Here is a 17,107-nt window from a genome sequence, read left to right as displayed (position 1 = left end):
CTATGCTGGGTTCGGACGAGAGGGGTGCGATGGCAGGCCGAAGGCGTTGGTCGACCGAGGAAATCCTGGATACGGCGGCGGAACTGCTGCGTACGAGCGACGCCGAGTCGTTCAGCCTGCGCAAGCTCGCCGCGACGCTGGGGACCGATTCCTCCAGCCTTTACCGGCATTTCCGCAACAAGACCGAGTTGCTGCGCGAGGTCGCCGATCGGATCCTGGTGGCCGCGATGGACGACTATCACCCCGAGGGCGACTGGAAGCAGCGCATCATCACCACCGCGCTGCGGGTGCGCGGGGCCTTCGGCGAACACCCCCAGCTCGCCGCGATCTGGGGACGCTACGGCTCCGGTGGCACCGGTTCCCGATTGCTCATGGAGGAGGTGCTGCAGGCTCTGCGGTCCTCGGGCCTGCCCGATGCGGAGATTCCGTCCCGCTACCACCGGATCGTGATCCTGCTCGCCGCGCTGATCACCTCCGAGGCCGGTATCGGCACTCTTCCCCCCGGCGAGTACGAGCAGGGTATGGAGCAGTTCCGTGTCGCGGTTCTGGGCGCCGACCCCGACCGTTTCCCCGCCCTGGCTCACTTCGCCCGCGAGATCCGGCCCCTCGGGGACGACCGTCGGGCCGCGTTCGAAGAGATCCTCGCCGCCCACCTCGCTCGGATCGAAATTCTTTCACCGCATGCGGGCGAAGGCCTCCGCGATCGTTCGGGCGCCCGAGTCCGGGTCGGAGACCAGTTCAGGGGGGATGACGCCGGTGTTCCACAGGGTGGCGAAGCCGTGCACGAGTGACCATGCGGCCAGCATCGCCGAGGGGTCGGCGGCATCGCCGTCGCCGATTCCTTCCGCCAGTGCCGAGTAGGCGCGACTGCCTGCCTGTGCGAGGTCCGGGTTGTCCGCGTCGTAGAGGTCCGGTCGGAACATGACCTCGAAGTGTGCGCGATGCTTGGTCGCGAAACGTACATAGGTCACGCCCAATTCGACGATTCCGCCTGCGCGGACGGCCGCGAGATCGGCGGCCAGCAACTCGAATCCCTCGGCGGCGAGTGCTGTCAGCAGTCCGGCCTTGTTGCCGAAGTGGTGGACCGGGGCGGCGTGGGAGACGCCTGCTCGGCGGGCGAGGTCGCGCAGGCTGACCCCGGCGGGTCCGTTCTCGTCGATGGCTTCGACGGCGGCCGCCAGTAGGGCTTGGCGGAGGTCTCCGTGGTGGTAGGGGCGGTCGGTGGTCATACGGAAACCCTAGTCGCAATCTAGTCATTGACAAGACTGGGTGCGGTGGCATGCAATCTTTTCATTGGAAAGTTCAAAGGAGGGTTGTCATGGCACCATTGTTGATCCTGATCACGGTGTCGCTGGGTCTGCTGGCGGCGGGGCGGTTCGGTGTCCGCGCGCTGCGGGACCCGACCACGGCCGTGCGCGGCGGGCTCGCCGCCATGTTCACCGTGACCGGTGTGGCGCATTTCGTGGGCATGCGAGCGGAGATGATCGCCATGGTCCCGCCCGCACTCCCCGCGCCCGCGGCACTGGTCACCCTCACCGGAGTTCTGGAGTTGCTCGGCGTGGTCGGGCTGCTGTGGAGTCGGCGCACCGCACAGTGGACCGCGCTCGGCCTGACATTTCTACTGGTGGCGATGTTCCCCGCCAATGTGCATGCCGCGCTGGCGCATCAGTCGACGGCGTTCGAGGATCGGCTCGTGCCACGCACCCTCATGCAGTTGGTATTCCTCGCCGCCACGATTGGGGTGGCGGTGCGGACTCGGCGAACTACCCTCGTGGCGTGACCCGCGATCCGTACTGGAACCACAACACCCAATACCACCCGTGGCTGCTGCGCCAGGCGCCCTCGGGTGGTAGCGCCCTCGATATCGGTTGCGGGGACGGACTTCTCGCGCGCAAACTGGCCGGACCGTGCGCCTCGGTGCTCGGCGTCGATCTCGACGGCGCCATTCTCGAAACCGCCCCCACCGCAGCGAATGTCGAGTACCGGCAGGGTGATTTCCGGGAATTGGACGGCACTTTCGACTATGTGACGGCGGTGGCGACGGTGCATCATGTTCCGCTCGCGGAGGGTTTCGCCGCGCTGCGGCGGCTCGTCGCGCCCGGCGGGGTGCTGGCGGTCGTCGGCCTGTGGAAGATGAGCCCCCGGCAGGACTTCCACTATCTACCGCTGATTCCGGCGATCCGGGTGATCGACCTCCTGCGCGGCGGGAAGAACGATCCGCAGGTCGTCGTCCGCGATGCCGACGAGACACTGGGCCAGATCCGAACCGCCGCACGGGAATACCTGCCCGGTGCGGCGATTCGGCGTCGCCTGATGTGGCGTTACACACTGCTCTGGCGCAACGTCTGAACCAGTCGGATGCCATGACAACCGGCCGACCCGGTGTGGCGGGAAACCGCGCACCGATGTCGGCCACGAGTCGAATGAGGCTTGTTCGATGGTGGGAATCAGTACACTGCTGTGCTTTCCGGTGCGGGGACGAGGGCGCGCAGGGAGCGGGTGAGGGTGTCGAGGAGGGCTTCGGCCCGATCCGCGCCGAACAGTCCCGCGATGTAGCCGAGATTCAATGACAGTTCGGCGGCGCCCACGGTGACGGCCAGCATCATCATGCCGCTGATGGACATGCCGGAAATGAACTCGGGGGACGAGATCTCCCACTCGCCGACACGTGCCGGGAAGTCGTCGGTTTCGAGGTAGGTCAGGCAGAGGTTGCCGGGGCCGCGAGCGTCGAGGAGTTTGACGGTCCTTTCCGGTCGGGCGGGTGACTTGGGCGCGATGAAGCCCATGCTGCCCAGGTTGGCGAGGTGCTCGCGCCGGTTCAGACGGGCGGTGAAATCGGCGTCGAAGGCCGAGGCAGCCTCCCACAGCGGTCGCACCGCCGAGGTCGGCAGCGCGATCATCGCCTGGTAGGCCCCGGTTCGGGTGTTGTCGAGCGGATGGTGCAAATGTTCGCGAAACAGCACCGAGACACCGACGGAGTAGTCCGGTCGCGGCGCCTCGGCCTCGGCGCCTGCCGCCCTGGCCAGTGCGGCGGCGATCACGCTCCGCAGCGGCACGCCGCGCTCCCGACACGCCTGCCGCAGACCGGCATAGTCGTGCCCGTCGATCACCCGCCGCGCCGGCTTGGTGAAGCGCGCGGCGGGCGCCACTTCGGTCGTGGGAACCAGTCGCGCGCCCTTGGCCCGCAGCCCGTCGGCTGCCAGCAGGCCGAGTGTCTTCGCCATGCCGCGTGCCCCGCGGAAAGGCTTGGGAAACAAGGCTTCCGGTGCGGCCGGTGCGGGCACTTCGGCCACCCAGCCGGTCGCCCGCTCGGCGGCGAGCTCGAGGACCTGCCGAGCGAACGACAGCACGGTCACCGCGTCGGCGATGACGTAGGTGGAGGTGAGAATCAGGTCGTGCACGCCGGGCGCCACCGTGATCAGGGTGGCGCGCAGTAGTGGAGCATCGGGGGCGAACCGTTCTCGCAGCTCGGTGTCGATCTCGGCGGTCCATTCACCGGATGTGACCTCGCGCAAGGGAATCGGGCGCAGAGCGGCCGGCACGAAACGTGGGTTGCGACCCGCCTCGCTGTGCACCGCGGTGCGCAGCATCGGATGGCGGCGCACCACCGCGTCCAGACCGGTGCGCACCGCGCTCGCATCCAGGCCGCCGGTGACGCGCACCCGCGCCACGATGTGTAGCGGGGCGACCCGGTCGGCGGTCCAGTGCCAGCGCTCGAGGGTCGACAGTCGGCGCGGCAGCGCGGCGACCGGTGCGGGATCGCCGAGGCCGGGCCAGGTCATCGGCTCGAACAGGTTGGCCCGCAGCCGCTGCTCGCTGTTTTTGGCGATGAAGGTGTCGCGGACCGCGATCAGCGCCCGGTTGCGGGTCTGTTCGAGGTAGGCCAGCCTGCGGGAGCCGTCGATGAGCTTGCGGGTACGCGGAATTCGGCGCTGCTCGTAGCCGCGCAGCCCGGTCACGGCATCGCCGCCGGTGGCCAGGGCATGCGCCAGCGCCACGGCGTCCTCGATGGCCGAATTGGCGCCCTGTCCGAGACTGGACAGCATGGGATGCGCGGCGTCGCCGAGCAGGGTGACCCGGCCGCGCCCCCAGGCGGCCAGCGGCGGCCGGTCCTGAGCGGGCAGGGCGAGGATATCGGATTCTGGTGTCGCGGTGATTATTTCGGCGATCTCGGGAGACCACCCCCGGAACCGGGCGAGCAGATCGTGCTTGCCGTGCGGCCAGTTCGCGGCCAACTCGCCGGTGGTGGTCATGGTGCCCCACCAATAGATGTTGCCGTGCCCGATGTCGTGGAAGCCGAACCGCGCTCCGCGGCCCCAATAGTGGATCGACGCCCCCGGTTCGATCGCTGGATGCGCGAACGGCGCCAGCGCCAGCCAGCACACGAACTTGCCGGGGCGCGGCGGCTCGGCACCGTGCAACTGGGCGCGGATCACGGAGTTGATACCGTCGGCGCCGATCAGAATATCGGCGCCGAGGCTTCGGCCATCGGCGAAGCTCACCCGCACGCCGTCGGCGGTCTCTGCGAAACCGGTTGCCTCTGCGCCCAATTCGACCCGCAAGTCCGCACCACAGGCCGCCAGCAGCACGTCGTGCAGATCCTGGCGCGCCAGCGCGACGGTGGGTGCACCCAGCGCGGCGTCGGTGGGGGCCATATCGATTCGACGAATATCCGAGCCGTCTCGGCGCCGGAACGTGAACGAGCGGGCACGACCGCCGACCCGCAGCAACTCTTCGTCGATGCCGAGATCCAGTGTGCGCAGGGCGTGCATCGCGTTCGGCTGCACTGACAGGCCGAATCCCGCGGCACGCAACTGCGGGCCGCGCTCGCAGAGGACGACCTCGATTCCGGCACGCCGCAGCGCCGCCGCGGCGGTGAGACCTCCGATACCGGCGCCGACGACGAGCGCAGTGCGCACGGGCTTTCCCTGCTGTGTCACGCGATGGCCTACCTTCACGAAACGGTCGCGGGCGCCTGCTGGAGCAGCCGCGCGAGCTGAGCGGCCACCGCGGCGACCTGTGGGGACTGGATCAGGGTCAGATGGTCGCCCGGCACCTCGATGACCTCGAGATGTCCGGCGGCGTAGGCGTCCCAGCCGTTGGTCGGATCGCGGTGCAGAGTGCCTGCCGTATTGTGCACGGGGCGCAACACCTGCGGCAGTGGCTCCGCGGCTCGCAGGAGGGTGATGTCACCGTCATAGGCGCGTGGCCGATAGCCGTTGACCGCCCGCCAGCCGCCGGCGAACACCTCGAACAGCCGCCGCACCAACTCTCTGGAACCGGTGGGTGGCAGCACGCCTGCGTCCACCGCGGTGGCAAGGATGAAATCGAGAACCTCATCGTCGGTTTCGAGCTCCGCGGGGATCTCGACCACCGCGGTGTCCGCGCCCGTCGCCAACCAGAGCAGCTCCCACAGGAAGAACTCGTGCAGGCGGTGCCGCGGGACCGGTAGGCCATCGCCGGGCCGGATGGTCATGGTGTCGATGAGGATCAGTCTGGCGACCTGGTGACCGGCCGAGGTCAGCTGCTGTGCCATCTCGAAGGCCACCATGCCGCCCAGCGACCATCCGCCCAGGTGATAGGGACCCTCCGGCTGGACCCGGCGCAGCGCCGCGATGTAGTCGCGCGCCATATCCGCAACGGTGTCGACCGCGGTGGCACCGGGTTCCAGACCCGCCGCCTGCACACCGTACAGCGGCTGCCCGTCGGGCAGGTGCTTGCCCAATTCGACATAGCAGAGCACATTTCCGCCGATCGGATGCACCAGGAACAGCGGCGGCGCCGTCCCCTCGCGCAGCAGTACCAGCGGATCGAATCCGGCGTGCGCGTCCTTGTCGAGATGCCCAGCCAGGGCGGCAACGGTGGGACCGGCCGCCAGAACCGATACCGGCAGCGACACCCCGTAGCGCTGTTCGATGGCCACGATCAACCGCATTGCCGTCAATGACGTACCGCCGAGCGCGAAGAAATCGTCGTGCACACCGACCTCGGGCAATGACAACGCCTCAGCCATCAGCGCGGCGAGTGCCGCTTCCCGCGCGGTGCGCGGGCGAACCGGGGCGAGGGCGCCGGTGGCGGGCAGCGACATGGCGGCCAGCGCCCGATCCGCCCGTTTGCCACTGGTGGTCAGCGGCAGCGCGTCCAGCCACACCAGGCGGCTGGGAATCATGTAGTCGGGCAACCATTCCCGCAGCGCCGCGCGCAGTCCCGGCTCGTCGACACCCGCGCCGGAGCCGACGAGGAAACCCACCAGCCGGGTCTGCTCGCTGGAGGCTCCGGCGCCGGAATGCGCCACCACCGCCACCTCGGTGACACCCGGCAGTGTCGCGGTGACCCGCTGCAACGCCAACTCCACTTCCAACGGCTCCACCCGGTGACCGCGGATCTTGACCTGGCCGCCGCGGCGGCCGTCGCTGATCACCGCACCGCCGGGCAACCGGCGGCCGAGATCGCCGGTCCGATACATCCGCCGCCCGAATGCGTACGGGTGTGGCAGGAAGGCGGCTTCGGTGAGATCCGGCCGACGCTCGTAGCCGTCGGCGAGTGCCGCCCCGGCGAGATAGATCTCGCCTGGTGCGCCATCGGGAACCGGGCGCAACCGTTCATCGAGAACCAGGATCTCCACGCCGTCGATGGCGGTGCCGATCGGCGGCAGAGCCGGGAACCGGGCCGGATCGCCGGTCATGGTGAACCGGGTGGCGACGTGAGTTTCGGTGGGACCGTACTGGTTCTCCAGCACCACGTCGGCGCCTGCCGCACACAGCGCCCGGATTTCCTCGGTGACGCGCAACTGTTCACCGGAGGAAACGATCACCCGCAATCCGGTCGGTGCGACACCGAGACGGATCGTGGCCTCGGCCAACTGCTGCAAGGCTACATAGGGCAGGAAGATTCGCTCTGCGCCGGTGGCTTGCAGCAGGCGGGCCAGCGCGCGCGGATCGCGGCGCTGTTCCTCGGTGAGCAGGATGAGCCGTCCGCCGCCGCACAGTGTCGAGTAGATCTCCTGGAAGGAGATGTCGAACGACAATGGCGCGAATTGCGTTGTCGCCGGGGCACGGCCGAGATCGGCGAGCATCCCGCCCGCGGTCGACAACTGCCAGCGCACCAGATTCGCCAGCGCGCGATGCGGCAGGGCCACGCCCTTGGGAGTGCCGGTGGAACCAGAGGTAAACAGCACATACACGGTGGCCGCCGGGTCGAGGGCGGGCAGCGCGACCTCGGCGTCGCCGGCGCTGAGCTCATCGACGGTGATCCGCGAATACTGCTGTGGGACCGTAATTTCCCGGCCCACGATCACCGCGAACGGCTCGACCTGCTCGAGTACGGCCTGCAGGCGCGCGGCCGGATCGGTCACCAGCGGTACGCAGGCGGCGCCTGCCTTGGCGATGGCAAGCACGGTCGCCACCTGCTCCGGTGACCGGTCCACGGCCATGGCGATCCGATCGCCCGGACGCGCGCCCCTGACCACCAGGTTCGCGGCGATCCGATTCGACAGCGTCGCCAGCTGCGCGTACGTGACTGTGCGGGAACCGAATTCGAGTGCGACGGCATCGGGTGTCCGGGCCGCGCGGGCATCGAACAACTCGATCACGGTGCCGAGTTCGGCGGGTTCGGACACCGCTGCCGGGACCGTCGAGCCGAAGTCGAGCGGGGCCGCCGGATCTCCGGTAAGCAGGTCGAGGACCGCCAGGTAGGTCTGGCCGATACCGCTCAGCTGGTCGCGCGTGTAGGTTGCCGGGTCGCCGTCGATGCGCAGGGCGAGAGTGTCGTCGAGTGGGTTGCGTGCGACATTGACGAGCAGCGCGAAATTCGTGTCCTCGCTGACATCGATGCCGAGCAGGGTTACCCCCAGCGCATCCAGGGTCGCGCCCGCGGCGTGGAAGTGCGTGTAGTTGAACGCGGTGTCGACAACGACGCCGAACCGGCGCTGGATCTCGGCGAGGGGGAAGCGTTTGTGCGGCTCGCTGTTCCGCTCGCGATCGAATGTTCCGATCAGCAGCTCCCGGCGGGTGCCTGCCGCGATATTCAGGCGCAGCGGCGTCGTGTTGAGAAACAATCCCGCCATGCGCTCGGCGCCGAGTCGCTCGGGGCGTCCGTGGGTGATCACACCGGTCGTCACATCCGACTGGCCGGACAGCAGGCCGACCGTCCACAGATGCGCGGCCAGCAGCACCGTCTTCACCGGCACGTGCGCCGCGGCGGCCGCGGCGACGACGCGGCCGAGCAGATCGGCGGGCACCGGAACCGACAGCGACACCCGCGCTTCGACAGGGCTCATGGCCGGAGCCGGATCGGTCGCGACGTGCGCGCGCAAGCCGGGGATGCGGACCGTCACCGCATCCAGGAGCTCGCGCGCCCAATATTGGGCATCGGCCGGATCGGTCATCGAAATACGTTCGGCCCGAATATATTCCGCGAACGACGGTAGCTCGGCGTCGATATCGCCGATGACCACGCCGCGATAGTCCGCCAACAATTCCGACATCAGTGTTGCCACGCTCCAGCCATCGAGGATGGCGTGATGGAACGACAACACCAGGTCGATCCGGTCGGCGAGCCGGAATACCGCGAGCCGGAACAAACCCGGCCGGTCCAGCACATACCGCCGCAGGCGCTGCTGCTCGACATGGGCGCGAATCAGATCCTCGGCCTCCTCCGGCGGGGTCGCGCGCAGGTCACTGACCGACATCGGTGGCTCGAGGTGGGCGTGCACCAGCTGCAATGGTTCGGAGTAGGCGGCAGGCTCGAAAGAGGTGCGCAGCATCGGATGCCGGGCGACGGCCCGTCGCACCGCGGCCCGCAGCCGGTTCTCGTCCCATGGCATCCGCAGCGAGTAGCGGAAGACATCGTGGTAGAGCGGTGATTCGGCGCGTTCGCGGCTGTGGAACAGCATGCCGAGTTGCAGTCTGCTCAGCGGGTAGGCGTCCACGGCCCGCCCGAGGCGGGCGCGGTCGATGTCGGCGACGAGTTCGAAGGGTGCGATCCCCGGCGCGGTAGCCGCACCGACTCGGGCGCGTTCGGCCAACTCGGCGATGGTCGGGTACTCGGCGATATCGCGGGCGCTGATCAGCAATCCCTGTGCCTCGGCTCTCGCTCGCATCCGCAGCAGCAGAATGGAGTCGCCGCCGAGATCGTAGAAACTGTCGAAGATCGACACCGATTCCCGGTCGAGCACCGTGCGCCAGATCCGCGCCAGTTGTTCCTCGACGGGCGTGCGAGGGGCAGTGTGCGCCGCCGATTCCACAGTGGTCCGCAGCGCGGCCAGTGCGGTGCGGTCGACCTTGCCACTGGATGTCAGTGGGATCGCGTCGACCCGGACGAACTGCGCGGGAATCATGTACTCCGGCAGTGTCTTCGCGAGTCCGGCACGCATTGTCGCGGGTTCCACCGCGGCAGTGGCCACACAGTACGCGGTCAGATAGGTTCCGCGAGTGGGAGATCGGCGGTCGATCACCGCAGCGGCGCGCACCTGCGGCAGGCAGGCGAGCGCGTTCTCCACCTCGCCGAGTTCCACACGGTTGCCGCGAATCTTCACCTGGCGATCGATACGGCCCAGGTACTCCAGTTCACCATCGGCGAGGCGGCGGGCGAGGTCACCGGTGCGGTACATGCGCTCACCGGGATGGAACGGATCGGCGACGAAGGTTCGCGCGTCCAACTCGGGCCGGTTCAGATATCCGCGCGCGAGACCGGCGCCCGCGATGCACAATTCGCCCGCCACGCCGATCGGCTGCGGCCAGTTGTCCGGACCGAGCACGTACAGGCGGGTGTTGTCGATCGGTCTGCCGATCGGCACCCTGGCGACCGGCCGCGCCGCGTCGGTGGGGCAGTCGAAGTAGGAGACATCGACGGTCGCCTCCGTCGGTCCGTAAAGATTGACCAACCGGGGTGCGGCAGGCCCCAGTCCGGCGAATACCCGGTTCCACCGCATGACCTGATGCGGCAGCAGTGCTTCGCCGCTACAGAACACGGTGCGCAGGCTCGCGGCCCGCGCCACGGCCGCCGGACCGGATTCGAGCACCTCCAGCAGCGGTGTCAGCATGGACGGTACGGAGTGCATCACGGTGACGCCGAAATCGGCTATGGCGTCCAGGATTTCGCGCGGATCCCGCTCACCGCCGGGTCGCAGCAGCGCCACCTGAGCGCCCGCCGACGCCCACCAGAACAACTCCCACACCGACACGTCGAACGAGGACGGGGTCTTCTGCAGGATGACATCGGCGGCCAGCAACGGGTACCGCCGCTGCATCCAGTCGAGCCGGTTGACGATCGAGTGATGCTCGACGGCAACGCCTTTGGGTTGCCCGGTGGAACCGGAAGTGTAGATGACGTAGGCCAGGTCCCCGCCTTCGGGCACGGGCGCCCGCGGCGGTGCACCCGTCACGGGCGGGCATTCGGGGGGCAGCGTGATCACACCGTCGAGCGGTGCGGACCACTCGGAATCGGTCAGCACCACCTTGGCGGCACTGTCGGCGAGTATGTACGCGATCCGCTCCGGCGGGTAGGCGGGATCGACCGGAACGTAGGCCGCCCCGGCGTGCATTACGGCCAGCAGGGCGACCAGCAGGTCCGGTCCGCGTTCGAGCCGCACCGCGACCAGATCACCGGCGCCGACGCCGGAGTCGCGCAGCAAGCCCGACAGTGCCCTCGCGCGGGCGGTGAGTTCCCGGTAGGTGATGGGAGCCGAACCCGAGGTGCGCACCGCGACCGCATCCGGGGTTCGCTCGGCCTGCGCCACGATCCGCCCGATGATGCTCGCCGTGCTGTCGTAGGGGTGCGTGGTCGCACGGACCCGATCTGTCAGCAGAGCGTGCTCGGCCTCCGTCAGCATCGGCAGCAGCGTCGGATCGGTCTGCATGGCATCGATACCCGCGTGCAGCAGTGCGGTGATATGTGCGGTGACGGACTCGATCGGATAGTCGGTGTCGAAGATATCGGCCGCGTGGTCGAGCCGGACCCACAGCGGGCCGTCCTCGTCGATCTCGGAGATGGTCCAGGCCATGGCCAGCGGGCTGTACCCGTGCGACGGTTGCTGAACCTCCTCCAGCCCGGCGATCAAACCTGCCGCCGAGGGCAGGCGCGGGTAGGCGACGGTGACATCGAACAGTTGCCGCGCCGGGTTGCCGCGCTGTCGCAGGTCGCGCATGAGATCGCCGAGCGGGTAGCGCTCATGCTGTTTCATCTGGCGCACATCGGCTTTCACCGCGGCGACCAGGTCGCGCACACTGCCGCGGCCGCCGAGGCGGATGGGCAGCGGGAGCGTATTGGCGAAATGGCCGATGGTGGCCTGTTCGGTGGCGTTGGTGCGGTTGCCGAAGGGGATCCCGATGACGATCTCCTCGGTGCGCAGCACCCGCGAAAGGTAGAGGCCGAGCATGGCGCAGAAATACGGATACAGCGACACGCCCGCCGCCCGAATCCGATTGACCAGGAGGCGATCCAGCGTGAACTCGTGGGAACTCACCGGCGCCAAGCCCTCGGTCGCGCGCGGCCGCTCGTATAGCGCGGGGGTGATATCGCCCAGCCGGGACACCAGCGCATCGCGGTCGATGCGGTATTGTTCGCCGGCCCGGTAGTCGCGTTCGAACTCCAGGCAGCGCAGGAATGAGGATCCCGGCAGTTCGATCGGGTGCCCGGTCGCCGTTGTGACGGCATAGTCGGTGAGGATCTGAGCGCCGATGTGGAACAGGCCGGTCGCGTCGGCGGCGATGTGATGGGTCGTCACGACGAGATACGCGCCCGAGGCGCCCGCCTTGACGATGTGGGCTCGAAACGGCACCGCGGTGCCGAGATCGATCGCGGCGCCGGTGAGGATACGAACCCGCCTGCGCGCCTCGGCGTCCGGGTCCGGCGCGTCACCGACGTCGATCACCTGAACCTCGGGCATCGGATCGGACGAAAGCTCCTGGTACGGCACACCATCCACCACGCGGTAGCACAGCCGCAGGCCGTCGTTGCGCGCCCAGGCACGTTCGGCCGCCGCACTCATCGCGGCCACGTCGATATCGATGGAATACCTGCCGACCACGCTGGAGAGATAGCTGGGCAGACCGGGATACAGCGCCGCGATCGTCCAGATATCGCGCTGGTACGCAGTCAGGGGATGACGGTGGGGAACCAAAATGGATACCTTCGAAATGGTGAGTCGATGATTGTTGAGCCTGCGGCGATCCGAAAGCCGGCAGGCCGCTGCGTGTTCCGCCCCGGAGGGTGTGCGTTCGAGCAGAGCGCCTGCGGGCATGGTCACCGACGCCCACTGTCGCATGGACACTCCGCGGGCGCCAATAGCCCTATATTATTGGGTGGGAATGTGATTCACGCGAGGAGGCGTAGGTTCCTCGCTGAGGGCGATCCGGCGATGGACCCGGCGCAGGAATCCCGGCGCCCACCAATTGGCCGCTCCCATCAGCCGCATCAGTGCGGGCACCAGCACACCTCGGATCAGCGTGGCGTCCATCAGAACCGCCAACGACAGGCCCACGCCCATCAGCTTGGTGAACGATACCTGCGAAAAAGCCAGTCCCACAGTGACAATCGCCATCAGCGACGCTGCGGCGGTAACGACGCGGCCGGTGCGCGCGAGCCCGTAGGCGACCGCGTCGGCAGTGACGCCGCGCACACGATACTCCTCGGCGATGCGTGAGAGCAGAAACACCTCGTAGTCCATCGAGAGGCCGAACGCCAGACAGAACACCAGCACCGGAACGGGTGCGGCCAGATAGCCGGTCTCGGTGAAATCCCCCACGAGCCACTTCAAATGGCCGTCCTGAAACACATAGACCATCGCGCCGAAGGTGGCCGACAGGCTCAGTGTGTTGAGCAGCACCGCCTTCACCGGTAGCACCACGCTGCCCGTGAACGCGAACAGAAGTACCAGCATCGCCACCACGATCAGCGACACCACCAGCGGGAGCCGTTGGACCAAACCGGATTTGGTGTCGGCATTCTCGGCCGTGGGTCCGCCGACCAGCAGCGGCGCCCCCGAGTCGGTGGCGCGGATACTCGCCAGCAGCGCATCGGCAGCCGGAGAGTACGGGTCGAGGTCGGGCAGCACCGCCAGGTGCGCGCCCCCCGGTCCGGTCTGAGTGCGCACCAGCCGCACATGCGGCAACTCCCGCAACCTGGACGCGAGCGCTGCCAGATCCGCGCCGGTGATCGGGCCGTCGACCACGACATCGAATTGCCCGGTCATGGCGGTCGGGAATTCGGCGCGCAGCACATCACCGACCTGACGACTCTCCACCGCGCTCGGCAGCGCCCGGTCATCGGTCAACCCCACCCGCAACCCAGCGAACGGCGCACCGAGCAGGACCACCAGGATGAGGGCCGCGATGCCGAATATCATGGGGTGAGCCGTGACTCGGCGCGCGGTGCGATACCAGATCCCCTCCTCGGGGCGCTTGGGCTCCGGTTCCGGTCGCCCGCGCAACCTCCGCAGACCCCGGCGCACATCCAGGGCCTCGATTCGGTGACCGAACAGCATGAGCAGCGCCGGGAGCAATGTCACGGTGGCCAGCGCGGCCAGCAGGGTCACCGACAGACACGCGGCAGCGAGCGAACGCAGGAACGGCATCGGGAACAACAGCATCGCCAGCATGGCGACGACGATGGTGGCGGCCGAGAACAGCACGGTGCGACCGGCGCTCGTCACGGTCGCGTACACCGCTGCGGGCACCTCACGCCCGGCCCTTCGCTCCTCGCGGAAACGGCTGACCAGGAACAAGCTGTAGTCGATGCCGAGTCCGAGACCCAGCACCGTGGTGAGATTCAGCGCGTAACTGGAGATCTGGGTGAATTCCGTGAGCAACCGCAGGGTTCCGAACGTGCCGACAATCGAGACCACTCCCAGGATCAGCGGCAGTCCGGCCGCGACCAGGCTGCCGAAGACCAGGACGAGCAGGATGAGCAGGATCGGTATCGAGACACCCTCGGTCACCAGCAGATCATGGCTGAGCTGCGCGGTCACATCGTGATAGCTGACCGCGGCGCCACCGAAGCGCAGACGCAGCCCGTCGTAGTCGCGATCCCGGTATGTGTCGAGCAGATGCGCGAGGACCTTGTCGACGGCGAGTTCGTCGCCGGGAATGTCCACGGCGACCAGCGCACGGGACCGGTCGCCGTTGCGCAGGAAATCCAGCGCGCCGGTGGACCAATACGAATTCACCGAACGCACACCGGACACCGCCGCCAACTCCTTGGTCAGCTTCAGTCCTGCCGCGGTGGCCGCCGCGGTGTCGACGGAATCACCCGCCCCGGACGCATCAACCACAATGACGACATTGGGAGTCCCGGTGGTGTACTTGTCGGCCAGTATCCTTGCCGCCCGCGCCGATTCGGCATCCGCGTTCCAGAATCCGCCTCCGGAGAGCCGCTGCTGCACCGATGCTCCGCCCACTCCCGCGAGCACCAGCAGTATGAAGACCACCGCGACGACGACTTTGGGCCTGTTGACAGCCAACCACGCGAACGCTCTCATTGCCTCTGATTCCTGCTGTGGGCGCCGTCGGATCGGAGCCGGTTCGCCGTGCGGATCTGTTGCGGCTTGGCATTATACGATTCCCAAATGTATTGCGGCACACGCATCGGAAGTGCTCGCGCCGACCGCTCGGCATGAGAATCACTGCACGGCAACCGCGTTCCGTCTGGAGGCGACCGATGCCATCGGAGGCGCTGGACGAGACCCGAACCGCCGCACAGGAATACCTGCCCGGAGCGACGATTCGGCGTCGTCTCATGTGGCGCTACGCGCCGCTCTCGCGCAACGTGTAGGTCAGCGTCACGAACTGGCCCATACGGCTCATCTGCCGCAATCGCAAGCGGGCGGCCGGGATTCGGCGCGGCAGCAGCGGTGCGCCCGCGCCCAGTGTCACCGGGGCCACGGTCGCGATGATCTCGTCGAGGCGCCCCTTGTCGTAGAACTGTCCGACCAGGTCGCCGCCGCCGACCAGCCAGATGTTCTTCTCGCCCGCCGCCGCGGACATCTCCGCGAGGACCGGTTCGATCTCCCCCGATACCAAACGCACATTCGCCCCCGGCGGTGTGGCGAGTTCGCGGTGGGTGAATACCCAGGTCGGTAGATCTCCGTACGCTTGCGCCCAATCCCCTTCCGCACCATGGGAAGTGATCCACTCGAAGGTCGTCGCACCCATGCACATCGCGCCGATGCCCTGCTGGAATTCGGCGATGGCCGCCGCGGTGCCGCCGTCGTCTTCCACCTCGAACAGCCAGTCGAGGGAGTTGTTCGTATCCGCCAGGAATCCGTCGAGACTCGTCGATGTGTAGTACTGCGTTGTCATGTCTTCGATCTTGTCCATCAAATATGACACCAATTGTCATAGTTTACAGGTGAGCAGTGCTCTTGACAGGGCTCCAACTTTCGGAGAGCATTGCTCTCATCAAAGAACGTTGATCACATGGAGGCAGTCGTGAAACTCTTCTACACCGGCCCGAGCACCGCCGACCTGCACGAGAACTACGCCAAGCGCGGCGTCGTCGACGAGAACGCCCCGGTGCGCTCCACATCCACCCTCGAGATCGACGCCCCGGTCGCAATCGTGTGGCAATTGATCACCGATATGCGCGCTTGGCCGCAGTGGCGCACCGACGCCCACGTAACCCAGCTCGACGCTGTCGAGGTGGACGCCGAATTCCGCTGGGTCATCAATGGCATGCGGATCAAAGCGCTCTTCGCGACTGTCGATCCGGAACGTGAGATCGCTTGGACCGGTGTGGCATTGGGATGCATGCGCGCCATCGACCGAATCCGCTTCGAGGCTCTCGACGATGGACGCACCCGAGTGACCATGCAGGAGTCGCTGGCCGGTCCCCTACTGACCTCGTTCTACTCATCGGAGAAGCTGCGCGCGGGGCACGAGGAGATGCTGCGCCAACTCAAGACGGCCGCCGAAGCGGCCGCGGTGCGGGTTCAGTAGCAAGCCGCGAATGCCAGGCCGGTGCCCAGCGCGGGCCAGACGACCGAGAGTTTGATGGGTGCCTCGCGCAGGCGTTTACGGGTCAGCGCGAAGAGGGCGGCGGCGATCAGCACGGGAACCTCACCGGGTGGGGACGAGGCCGTGCGCGAGCAGGCTCGCAGCGGTGTCGTGGACGGTGTTCTCGAGCGGGCGGGCGGTCCAGCCGAGGTCGCGGCGGGCGCGGGCGGGGCTGAGATGTTCGACGCGGTCGAGCATGGCGACGGTGAGGCGGATGCCCTTGTCGAAGCGGGCCAGGGTGCGTACGAGCCAACTCGGCAGTTCGCGGGTGGGGATCCGCGGATATTCGGTGGCGAGCAGGCGGGCGAGGTCGGACATCCATACGTGCTCGCCCGCGCAGATGTAGCGATTGCCTGCCGCTGAAGGGGTTTCTAGGGCGAGGCGGTGGGCGCGGGCGAGATCGCGCACGTCGACGGTGGCCCAGCCGACGCGCGGGGAGCCCGGCACCGAGCGGGACAGCAGACGCAGGATCGGTTCGTGGGAGGTGCTCGGGTTGGCGGTTTGCAGCGGGCCGAGGACCATGCCCGGATTCACCACGGCCAGTTCGAATCTCGAATCGTCGGGCAGCTTCTCGACGAAGGCCCAGGCGGCGCGTTCGGCGAGAGTCTTGCTGCGCGGATAGGCGGGACTGGCCTCGGGTATGGACCAGTCTTCCTCCGTGCGCGGCCGGCGATCGCGGTGTCCGTAGGTGATGGCGGCGGTGGAGGAGGTGAGCACGACCCGACGCACCGATCCGGCGGCGGCGCAGGCGCGCAGCACGCGCAAGGTGCCTTGGACCGCCGTGTCGACCAAGGCTTGCGCGTTCTCGGGTTCGGTGGCCGGGAATGGCGAGGCGACGTGCAGTACGGCGTCGCAGCCGGATACGGCCGCTGCCCAACCGGATTCGTCGGTCAGGTCGGCAGTGACGAAATCCAGTGGTGCGTCGAGCCGGTCGGCGAGGGCGAGCAGATGCTCGCGGCCGCGCGTGTTGGCGAGGTCGCGGACGGTGGCGCGCACCGCGTAACCGTGTTCGAGCAGCTCCTCGATCACGTGTCCGGCGATGAAACCTGTTGCGCCCGTGACCAATACCTGTTGATCCATGAATAGATCCCTTCCGTGGTGAACACATCTAATCGTCG

General features: G+C 67.8%; 10 protein-coding genes. 4 read left to right on the top strand and 6 right to left on the bottom strand.

The features are described from left to right. The first annotated feature begins 29 nt into the window (after positions 1–29). On the top strand, positions 30–791 hold the full coding sequence (locus D5S18_RS05420; RefSeq protein WP_120038837.1) for a TetR/AcrR family transcriptional regulator: 762 nt from the start codon (positions 30–32) through the stop codon (positions 789–791). Here the strand turns inward: D5S18_RS05420 and D5S18_RS05415 are convergent. After that, on the bottom strand, positions 675–1,229 hold the full coding sequence (locus tag D5S18_RS05415) for a TetR/AcrR family transcriptional regulator (protein WP_120038641.1): 555 nt from the start codon (positions 1,227–1,229) through the stop codon (positions 675–677). The genes D5S18_RS05420 and D5S18_RS05415 overlap by 117 nt on opposite strands. An 89-nt stretch (positions 1,230–1,318) precedes the next feature. Between D5S18_RS05415 and D5S18_RS05410 the strand changes: the two genes are divergently transcribed. Together D5S18_RS05410 and D5S18_RS05405 are read left to right on the top strand one after the other, a co-directional pair. Beyond that, positions 1,319–1,780, top strand: coding sequence for a DoxX-related protein (locus D5S18_RS05410; protein WP_120038640.1), 462 nt, complete (start codon positions 1,319–1,321; stop codon positions 1,778–1,780). After that, positions 1,777–2,349, top strand: coding sequence for a class I SAM-dependent methyltransferase (locus D5S18_RS05405; protein ID WP_120038639.1), 573 nt, complete (start codon positions 1,777–1,779; stop codon positions 2,347–2,349). Before D5S18_RS05410 ends, D5S18_RS05405 begins: the two co-directional genes overlap by 4 nt. A gap of 98 nt (positions 2,350–2,447) precedes the next feature. Here the strand turns inward: D5S18_RS05405 and D5S18_RS05400 are convergent, their stop codons facing one another. The 4 genes from D5S18_RS05400 to D5S18_RS05385 form a co-directional block, all read right to left on the bottom strand. Further along, positions 2,448–4,919, bottom strand: a complete 2,472-nt coding sequence (locus D5S18_RS05400) for an FAD-dependent monooxygenase (RefSeq protein ID WP_147403852.1) — start codon at positions 4,917–4,919, stop codon at positions 2,448–2,450. 35 nt (positions 4,920–4,954) lie between these two features. Beyond that, positions 4,955–12,265, bottom strand: a complete 7,311-nt coding sequence (locus tag D5S18_RS05395) for a non-ribosomal peptide synthetase (protein WP_203236600.1) — start codon at positions 12,263–12,265, stop codon at positions 4,955–4,957. 30 nt (positions 12,266–12,295) lie between these two features. Continuing rightward, positions 12,296–14,476, bottom strand: a complete 2,181-nt coding sequence (locus D5S18_RS05390; RefSeq protein ID WP_120038637.1) for an MMPL family transporter — start codon at positions 14,474–14,476, stop codon at positions 12,296–12,298. 265 nt (positions 14,477–14,741) lie between these two features. After that, a complete protein-coding gene (locus D5S18_RS05385; protein WP_239003556.1) occupies positions 14,742–15,314 on the bottom strand; it encodes a dihydrofolate reductase family protein in 573 nt (190 codons plus the stop codon). A gap of 111 nt (positions 15,315–15,425) precedes the next feature. Here D5S18_RS05385 and D5S18_RS05380 point away from each other — a divergent pair, with 111 nt between their 5' ends. Beyond that, entirely contained in the window at positions 15,426–15,932 is a 507-nt protein-coding gene (locus D5S18_RS05380; protein WP_120038834.1) for an SRPBCC domain-containing protein, read from the top strand. A gap of 120 nt (positions 15,933–16,052) precedes the next feature. On the opposite strand, the gene D5S18_RS05375 is transcribed toward D5S18_RS05380, so the two are convergent. Then, positions 16,053–17,069, bottom strand: a complete 1,017-nt coding sequence (locus D5S18_RS05375; RefSeq protein ID WP_120038636.1) for an SDR family oxidoreductase — start codon at positions 17,067–17,069, stop codon at positions 16,053–16,055. Between the last annotated feature and the right edge of the window lie 38 nt (positions 17,070–17,107).

The sequence above is a fragment of the Nocardia panacis genome (assembly GCF_003598715.1).
Taxonomy (GTDB): domain Bacteria; phylum Actinomycetota; class Actinomycetes; order Mycobacteriales; family Mycobacteriaceae; genus Nocardia; species Nocardia panacis.
The sequence above is the reverse complement of the archived record's forward strand: the minus strand, read 5'-3'. Positions and strand labels throughout refer to the sequence as shown.

What these genes read in the sequence shown, in the direction of transcription:
- D5S18_RS05420 (WP_120038837.1), top strand. Translation starts at nt 30, where the DNA reads ATGGCAGGCCGAAGGCGTTGGTCGACCGAGGAAATCCTGGATACGGCG.
- D5S18_RS05415 (WP_120038641.1), bottom strand. Translation starts at nt 1,229, where the DNA reads ATGACCACCGACCGCCCCTACCACCACGGAGACCTCCGCCAAGCCCTA.
- D5S18_RS05410 (WP_120038640.1), top strand. Translation starts at nt 1,319, where the DNA reads ATGGCACCATTGTTGATCCTGATCACGGTGTCGCTGGGTCTGCTGGCG.
- D5S18_RS05395 (WP_203236600.1), bottom strand. Translation starts at nt 12,265, where the DNA reads ATGCGACAGTGGGCGTCGGTGACCATGCCCGCAGGCGCTCTGCTCGAA.
- D5S18_RS05390 (WP_120038637.1), bottom strand. Translation starts at nt 14,476, where the DNA reads ATGAGAGCGTTCGCGTGGTTGGCTGTCAACAGGCCCAAAGTCGTCGTC.
- D5S18_RS05385 (WP_239003556.1), bottom strand. Translation starts at nt 15,314, where the DNA reads ATGGACAAGATCGAAGACATGACAACGCAGTACTACACATCGACGAGT.
- D5S18_RS05375 (WP_120038636.1), bottom strand. Translation starts at nt 17,069, where the DNA reads ATGGATCAACAGGTATTGGTCACGGGCGCAACAGGTTTCATCGCCGGA.